This is a genomic window from Bacillus altitudinis 41KF2b (genome assembly GCF_000691145.1).
Lineage (GTDB): Bacteria > Bacillota > Bacilli > Bacillales > Bacillaceae > Bacillus > Bacillus altitudinis.
Genome location: NZ_ASJC01000025.1, coordinates 1 through 7889, shown reverse-complemented (window position 1 = coordinate 7889; position 7889 = coordinate 1). Strand labels below are relative to the sequence as shown.

At 43.0% G+C, this 7889-nt stretch carries 5 protein-coding genes and 1 pseudogene; all 6 read right to left on the bottom strand.

From position 1 onward, the window contains the following. Positions 1–989: pseudogene (locus tag BA79_RS18545) on the bottom strand (exosporium glycoprotein BclB-related protein); the annotation flags it as partial. A gap of 116 nt (positions 990–1105) precedes the next feature. Continuing rightward, the gene (gene ribD / locus BA79_RS18540; protein ID WP_035704514.1) at positions 1106–2188 is read right to left on the bottom strand and encodes a bifunctional diaminohydroxyphosphoribosylaminopyrimidine deaminase/5-amino-6-(5-phosphoribosylamino)uracil reductase RibD; all 1083 of its coding nucleotides are present in this window, start codon (positions 2186–2188) and stop codon (positions 1106–1108) included. A gap of 281 nt (positions 2189–2469) precedes the next feature. Next, the gene (locus BA79_RS18535; protein ID WP_035391378.1) at positions 2470–4227 is read right to left on the bottom strand and encodes a WD40 repeat domain-containing protein; all 1758 of its coding nucleotides are present in this window, start codon (positions 4225–4227) and stop codon (positions 2470–2472) included. Between the two features lie 4 nt (positions 4228–4231). Continuing rightward, on the bottom strand, positions 4232–5035 hold the full coding sequence (locus BA79_RS18530) for a formylglycine-generating enzyme family protein (RefSeq protein WP_024718589.1): 804 nt from the start codon (positions 5033–5035) through the stop codon (positions 4232–4234). A gap of 32 nt (positions 5036–5067) precedes the next feature. Further along, a complete protein-coding gene (locus tag BA79_RS18525; RefSeq protein ID WP_017360404.1) occupies positions 5068–5793 on the bottom strand; it encodes a GTP cyclohydrolase II in 726 nt (241 codons plus the stop codon). A 517-nt stretch (positions 5794–6310) separates the two neighbouring features. Continuing rightward, a complete protein-coding gene (locus tag BA79_RS18520) occupies positions 6311–6967 on the bottom strand; it encodes a class I SAM-dependent methyltransferase (protein WP_007496773.1) in 657 nt (218 codons plus the stop codon). Positions 6968–7889 lie beyond the last annotated feature (922 nt).

Sequence of the window (7889 nt, the reverse complement as noted above, 5' to 3'; positions counted from 1 at the left end):
CCGGTCGCTCCGGTTCCTGTTGCTCCCGTGGCGCCCGTATCTCCGGTGGCTCCTGTAGCACCGGTGGCTCCTGTATCTCCTGTAGCACCGGTCGCTCCGGTTCCTGTTGCTCCCGTGGCGCCCGTATCTCCGGTGGCTCCTGTAGCACCGGTGGCTCCTGTATCTCCTGTAGCACCGGTCGCTCCGGTTCCTGTTGCTCCCGTGGCGCCCGTATCTCCGGTGGCTCCTGTCGCTCCGGTTGCGCCGGTATCTCCAGTAGCGCCGGTCGCTCCGGTTCCTGTGGCTCCCGTGGCACCCGTACCTCCTGTGGCTCCTGTCGCTCCAGTTGCGCCGGTATCTCCGGTGGCTCCTGTCGCTCCGGTTGCGCCGGTATCTCCAGTAGCGCCGGTCGCTCCGGTTCCTGTGGCTCCCGTGGCACCCGTACCTCCTGTGGCTCCTGTCGCTCCAGTTGCGCCGGTATCTCCGGTGGCTCCTGTCGCTCCCGTTCCTGTTGCTCCTGTGGCACCCGTGGCGCCCGTATCTCCCGCAGCTGCTAACAATGTATAATCTGGAGACGTACCTGGCGTACCTGTTGGTGAAGCTGTATTCGCCACATACGTACTTCCATCAAATGTCACCACTTGACCTTCTGGATAGGTTGGGGCATCCGCTGGATCAAATGCCACGATACCGGTTAAACCTACACCGGTGGCGCCTGTTGCGCCCGTTGCTCCTGCTGGACCCGCTGGGCCAACTGGACCCACTGGACCTGCCGGACCTGCTGGGCCTCTCCTTCCTCTTCCCCCTGGCGGTCCTTGAATGACACACACACAAGGATCTTTTCCGCAGCATGGATTTTTTACTGGTTTCCTTTGTTTGTCTGATTTACCTTTCTTACAACTATCACATTCCCAGCCATCATCCTTATACGCATCATACCAGCTTCCTTTTTGGTAGTGGTCTGTCGAATGAGTTGGGTATATCTTTCCGCATTGTCTACATTTTCTCATAGAATCACCCCAATCCATCGTATTCATCATGATCGATAAAGGTGTATGTACAATTTTATTTTTATCAAAAAATTTGAAAGGCCTTGCACTCTACGTGCAAGGACCTCTCTCCATCGTTAAAATGTCATCGTCATTTTTAAATCTTTTCCTACCATACTATATTCAATATCCGCTGGACGGATCGCCTTTTTTAGTTTTTTCACACCTTCTCCTTCAAAAAAAGTAGGTGCATCTTTCCCTCCAATCAACAAAGGTGCCATATAGATAACAGCTTCGTTCACAAGTGATGCTTCTAAAAATGATGCACTCACACTGCCCCCTGCCTCTACAAGCACTGACATCACAGAGCGCTTCTTCAACATGTGTAACACATCCTGAAGATCTGTCCGGTGTTCTCCGCTTGTAACAAATACTTGATGACCTTTTTGTATCAACTGTTGATACTTTTGATGATCATAATCTTGTGATGTACAAATTATGGTTTCTGCCCTATGATCTGTTAAGCATTTGGCATGAATCGGTATCCTTAATGTTGAATCTAAAATAACACGAATGGGCTGATGGTTGAATGAATCCTTTACAATTAAGCCGGCATCATCTTGAATAGTCGTTTCCACTCCTGTCAGCACCGCATCTGCTTCTTGACGTAAGCGCTGCACTTCTGTTCTCGCTTCTATTCCAGTGATCCATTTGCTTTCTTGATCAGCCGTGGCAATTTTCCCATCTATCGAAATAGCTGATTTTAAGATGACATAAGGAAGGTTTGTTTGCATCAAATGAAAAAAAGGAGCATTTAAACGATCTGCTTCCTGTTTACATATCCCTTGCTCCACTTCAATTCCAGCCTTTTTCAAAAAGGCAATTCCTTTACCTGCAACAACCGGATTCGGATCTTGGGTGGCAATCAACACTTTCTTCACACCACTTTTGATGATTGCTTCGGTGCAAGGGCCTGTTTTTCCGTGATGTGTACAAGGTTCGAGTGTCACATACATGTCAGCTCCCTTCGCCTTTTCTCCTGCCATTCGCAGTGCATGAATTTCAGCATGAGGCTCGCCAGCCTTCATGTGCGCACCAATCCCAACGATCTCACCGCTCTGAACAATCACTGCACCAACAAGCGGATTGGGTGAGGTTTGTCCTTTCATCGCCTTCGCGTTGGCAATCGCCAGCTTCATATAAAAAACATCGTCTTTCATCTCGGGCTCCTTTCTTCTCTCAAGGGAAAGAACTCCTTCAGAAAATGAAGGAGTTCTATTCTCATGTGCTATACTTTCTCAAGCCGTTTCTTTTCAGATCGATCATAGTAAGGCAAGGAATAAAACAGTTTATATGATGCTCGTTGTTTACAAAAACAGCATTTGCGACATTCATATTTATTAATGAGGAGCACATGCGGACAATTGAGTACAGTCAGACCTTTTTTCATATGTTCCTTGCAAACACTTATCATGAGAATCCCCCGCTTACATTCTTTTTCTTAATGAGAGATTACTTCTTTCGGAAATTGTTCAAATAAGCGCAGTACTTCCGTATGTGTGCCATCTTCTCGAATATGATAAATACCACCGTCATATGAGCTTGCATACACATCATTTCCTAGTTGTCTAATGGCACTAATACCATTCTTAGCAATTCGAATCGGACCTGTATTGACATCTAGCTCTGGATTCCAGACCACAATATACCCCCAATAGTCTCCGCTCACAATATAGCCAGAGTCTGTCACAGTGATGGATTTAATGGAATATTGATGCTCGTTGTGCTGATTTAAAATTCTGCCTGTATGCAAATCAAACAATCGGACGTTTTTATCCCGGCTGACAATGGCAATACGATCTCTTTTGCTATCAATAAATACATCATTTAACAGCTCTGTCGCCCCGATATATTCTGCTGTTAAGGACAAACTCTTTTTATCGAGAAGACAGATGGTTCCTTCAACTGCCGCTGTGATGATATGATCTCCTTCTACCTTTAATGCTTTGACTGCGCAATCATGTGCTTTAGAACGGCCGATTTCCTTTAAGTGTTCTGTCGAAATGACATGCACATAACCGCCATAAGTGCCAATATAAAATTGACGATCCTCCTCATGGAAATACACACTATTGACAGGACCTGTGTTGAGATCAAAAGAGACCATTTGCTGCAATGACTCGTGTACAATATGCACCTGACTCGCATGATCGCCCCATGCATAATAGCTTCCATCCCGTGCAACAGCCACTCCATTTGTGAGAACACCTGTTGATTTTGCGATTTCGATTCCATTCTTTCTGAATTTTCCGTCATCTGATGCAGTGATAATATCACCCGCTTCAGTCAACGCAATATCATTAATAGAAGGTGTCGCCAATTCCTGCTCATCAGAGATCACTTTTCCTTCTTGAATGGACCATTCACAATACGTTTTCCCAAAGCTGGCTCCTAAAATGGCTTGCTCGTCTTCTGTCCAAACAAGCGAGCGCTCCCATTGATATTTATGAGGCAGCAACGTATCAATTAAATCACCGGTTTCATAATTCCACAGCTTAATTAGATGGTCATAACCCGCTGTAAGCAAGTAGTTACCGCTCGGTGAAAAATTCACACGTTTCACACCTTGTAAATGAGCTTTAATGATTTTTTTCTCCTGTAATGTAGCGGCATCATAAATGATAACTGTGCCATCATCTCTGCCAAGGGCGAATACTTCTTTTTGATTGCTGCCGCTGATGGTATCCAGCTCATAATCAAACGGGCCAATTTCACCTACAATTTCTCCTGTTTCATAGAGCCATACAAGGACATAGCCATCGTCACCAGTTGTATAAGCTTTATCCTCATGAATCCATACAGCTAATACATCCTTGCTATGTCCATGAAATTCTCTTAAAATGGCTCCCGTTTCAATATCCCAAACTAAGCATCTTCTGTCTCTGGACACCGATACAAGAAGCGTATCCTGTTTTGCAAATGCGACAGCTTCCACATCATCCGCATGACCATATAGCGTACGAATTCTTGTATGTGTGCTAGTATCATATAATTGAATGGTATAGTCTGACGATGCACTCGCTAAATACGTTCCATTTTCCGAAAGGGATAAAGAGTTGATGATATGCTCGTGACTGCCAATAAATGTTCCTTCTCCCGTGGCACGGTCCCATTTATAAATACAGCGGTCATAGCCACCTGTGTAGACAATTTGGTCATGCTGAGTTGATAAAACGGATGTAATCGGTCCTCTATGCATGGTTTTACACTCCCACCTTTATATGTTGTTTTTGACGAGTAACTACACGAAAACCAGTAAATCGAAAAACAGGGTCTGGGTGTTTCCCGTGTCTTCTTGCGACTCTGCATAAATCTCCGCCTCTTGCGAAGGAGCCACCTTTTAAAATGTAGTAATCACTGCCGAGTGTCTCGGTTAAATCATCTACAACCTCAATTCCGCCTTCATATATGTGATACTTGGTGTTGACCCATTCTTCGACATTGCCACCCATATCATATAGTCCAAATAGAGATCTTCCTTTTTCGTAATGACGGACAGGTGTCGTTTTTTCAATATTTGATTCGTGCGTATTACAGTAAGAGGGATCAAACTCATCTCCCCAAGGATATTGATGTCTCGTATTGCCCCGGGCAGCATATTCCCATTCTTCCTCAGTAGGGATCGATACCTCATATCCAAGCTTCCCGCTCAGCCACTGACAAAATGAGAAAGCTTCCTCGATGTCCATGCCCCAAGCTGGATGGTCTTTTCCCCCGCCAAGTTCTAGGTTCGTCAAGCTCTCTGGATAAGGCTTTCCTGTCTCGTCGCAATAGCTTTGATACCATTCATTGGTGACGACCGTATCTGAAATGAAAAATTCGCTCATATACGGCTGATAAGATGGAAATTCTTTGTACAGCCATTTTTGAAATTTTTTCTCACGGCCATAGGCTGGATTCAGAAGTTTGTCCTTCCAAAATTCTGATGCCTTTTTCATATCTTCTTCATTACTTCCAATCGTCGCATAGCCGCTTGGGATTTGAATCCAATTGATATCAGGTTTCACGCTTTTCTCCCGCCTTCTTTAAATAAACTCATCTACTGATTAATTAATTTCTTCTCATCGACCATATGCCCTGATGCTGCTTTTGCCTTTAAATATGCTTCATTATAGAGAGAGGCTTCTACCGTATGATCAAACCGTAAAACCGGAAGACCGTAAGCAGCAATGGAATCGACTTTATCTGGATTATTGGTTAAGAGATGCAATGGTTTCCCTTTGTTTAAATAGTGCAAGACAGCCGCTGCTTCCTCGTAATGCCGATCATCATCTCCGCAGCCGATCAACCTGTTCGCCTCAAATGTATCCAGTTTCATTTCCTGTAATTTATACGTGAAGGCTTTGGCCATTAACCCAATAGAGCGCCCTTCTTGATTGGCCATATACACAAGCATGCCTTTTCCGTAATCGGTGATTTTTTTTAGCGATGATGCAAGCTGTGGACCGCAATCACATTTCAGTGACCCAAACACATCCCCTGTTTGGCAGACACTATGAATTCGCACAAGCGGCGGCACTTCATTTTCAAAGTCGCCAAAAAGGAGACAAGAGGAAAATGTTTGCTGCTCGGTACTCATTTGTACAATAGACTCAACCGTTGGCGTTGTATCAGCTTCTACAGACGCAAAGGCATACCATGTAAACTGCACTTCTTCATGTTCAATAGAGATCGGCAGGTTCACTGGCCCCACGAGCAAATAGTGTTTTTCTTGAAATGTAAAATGATGAATCATTGATTGTAGTTCAGCTACAAACTTGTTCATTTGTCTCCCCCTATTCATCACTGCACCCCATTGAACTCTCTCAGCGCAGTGATGGCGTGATGAATATGTGTATGCACTCCCTTTGCATCCTGAGCACCGGTTCCAGCTAGAATCATGGCTCAGGAGAAATTTCCTGTCATACTGGCTGAATAGATGTGCGATGCCAATCATCCATCAGTACCTTTCATAAAGACTCTTTTTAGGCTGTCACTTGTCCAGTACAAAGGAGCAGAAATCGAGCTTCATACGCTGTATTCTCTGTAAGAGAGCAACACCATTGGATGATTCTTGAATGGAAACTGACATGCTCTTTCTCTAAAAGAATATCTCTGCTAGCTTCGAGCTGCTTTCTCCTTTACTAGAAGCTCTGGTCCTTCAAATGCACGTCATCCGGTTGTACCCTTTGATTGGATGAATAGTCCGTACTTCAATTCAGCTACATTGATTGAAGCATGACACCCGCCTAGGTATGCACCAAGAACCATCACATCAAACATCGCGTTTATCCTCCTTTGCACTAGATTTTGACAGCAATGACATGATGCTGGCTGATCCCAGCCTTCGCTTGTAATGGTGTAATCGAAACGAGCTCAAGCCCTGATGTACAAATCTTTTCTCCAAGCTGAGTATCTGAGAATGAAAAATGGAAGCGTCCATCTTCTCCGATTAAGCCTGTTTTCCACTCTTCTCCCCATACAACAAGGGAAAACACACCACCTTCATGAAGCAGCGAGGAAATCTGCTTTAAGTATCGTTCGTGGTCATCAGGGTGCTGATGGTGAAAGCAGCCATGATCTAAAATCAAATCAAACGTCAGCTCGCGCCCTTGATCCATTGACCAGGACATAAAATCTTGATGATAAAAATGGACAGGAACCTCTTTTCTCTTCTTCAATCCTTGCCATTCCTCATGCTCATAAAGGTCAATGCCGGTATATGCCGACAGTCCTTGTAAATGTTCAAGAGCCCTGCCGTTCCCGCAGCCGATATCCAGAACAGAAGCAAGTGCATCCTTTTCCCTGGAACGCCATGCCTTCAGAGACATCACAGCAGCATCTGTTAATGATGGATCAGTGGACCACATATCTGTTCTTTGCTCATAGTGTTCTTGAAAAGCCATGCGCATTTTTTCTAAATACAACCCGCTGTCTTCATGATACAAAGCCTTTTTCATCACGTGACCTCCTTCAATTCACAATCACCTTTCCTAACAAAGGTGGTTTTCAAGCAAAAAGCCTTATGATAAAATGAAAGATGGATTTTTTAGGAAATCTGTTTTCTGAAAAAGGAGAGAAGCATCCCACATGTCACTCTTCTTTTTCAGCACTCATCTTCACATACAACCACAGCCATTCAACTGTTACAGCGCCTCAGTTTGTTATACATTTTCTTCATATGGATTCACCTCCTTAACAGCGTTTAGAAAGCGTTTTCTTTATGATGATCCTCTGAATACCCTGAATCATATCATTGAGAAATAGGCATAGTAGAAAAACGAATCTACCATTCTAAGCTATCTATCATCCATTTCTTTTTGTCTAATAGATATTTCTTCAGTATCGCTCTGCCTCAGAAGCGCTCTTCCTTAGGTCTTAATGCATCATCATTTACAGAATTGATCCTGAAATCCACCTATCAAAAATTTAACAACTAATTCCATAATGACTTGATTAAGCCAAATATATTGTTTTTAGATTATTTTGTCAACAAATTATTTCCTAAACATTAGAATGATTTTCTAATTGAAAATACAGGTATATTTCGTGGTTTTTTGACCTTAAAACACTTATTTCTACACAAAAATATAACTTAAACCAATAGAACTAAGAAATTTATCTACTAAATTACACAAGATTTTTATTTCATTTTGAGATAAAAATAAAGATATCATAATTATTTCCCGAATGGTTTTTTGTGATATTTTCACTACTTTTTTCTTTTTTTTGATGGTATCCTTTGATATTTCTATATTTTCAATTAGATATTTTACTGTTTATCCCAATTTTTTAACCTGTCTTATTATAGTGAAAAAGACAGATGGTAGATTTTAATTATCGCAGTATGAAAAAAAGCCCCTTACAAAAGTAAGAGGCTTT